This is a genomic window from Streptomyces lunalinharesii, assembly GCF_039532155.1.
In the GTDB taxonomy this organism is placed as follows: Bacteria; Actinomycetota; Actinomycetes; order Streptomycetales; family Streptomycetaceae; genus Streptomyces; species Streptomyces lunalinharesii.
Window position 1 is genome coordinate 1 of record NZ_BAAARK010000119.1, and the last position, 855, is coordinate 855.

Annotated in this window: 1 protein-coding gene; it reads left to right on the top strand. The window is 68.1% G+C overall.

Annotated features, from left to right (window positions below; all coding sequences use genetic code 11):
• On the top strand, nt 1-855 hold an 855-nt coding region (locus tag ABD385_RS41215), incomplete at both ends, for a sensor histidine kinase (RefSeq protein WP_344585414.1).

Consider the following 855-nt stretch of genomic DNA (forward strand, 5'->3'; position numbering starts at 1 on the left):
TGGGTTTGACGATCGTGGCGTTCGCGTTCGGTTATGCGATGGCGGGGCGGGTGTTGTCGCCGTTGGGGCGGATCACGCGGACCGCGCAGCGGGTGGCGGGGTCGGATCTGCATCGGCGGATCGAGTTGGGGGGTCCGGATGACGAGCTGAAGGAGTTGGCGGACACCTTCGACGAGATGTTGGACCGGTTGGACCGGGCGTTTGAGTCGCAGCGGCGGTTCGTGTCGAACGCGTCGCATGAGTTGCGGACGCCGTTGGCGATCAATCGGACGTTGTTGGAGGTGCAGCTGGCCGATCCGCAGGTGTCGGCGGAGGTGCAGCAGCTGGGGCGGACGTTGTTGGCGACCAATGAGCGCAGTGAGCAGTTGGTGGAGGGGTTGCTGCTGCTGGCGCGCAGTGAGAACAAGATCGTGGACAGGCGTCCGGTGGATCTGTCGGAGGTGGCGTCGCAGGCGGTGGATCAGACGCGGGAGGAGGCGCAGTCCAAGGGGGTGGAGTTGCGTGGGGTGCGTCAGCAGGTGTTCGTGCAGGGCAACGGGGTGTTGCTGGAGCGGATCGCGTTGAACCTGGTGCAGAACGCGGTGCGCTACAACGTGCCGGAGGGGGGCTGGGTGGAGGTGACCACCGAGCCGCACCCGGGGTGTGCGGTGCTGGTGGTCTCCAATACGGGTCCGGTGGTGCCGGCGTACGAGGTGGAGAACCTCTTCGAGCCGTTCCGGCGGCTGCGCACCGAGCGGACCGGCAGCGACAAGGGCGTCGGACTGGGCCTGTCCATCGTCCGCTCCGTGGCCCGCGCCCACGACGGCACCATCACCGCCGAACCCCGCGAGGGCGGCGGCCTGGACATGCGCGTGG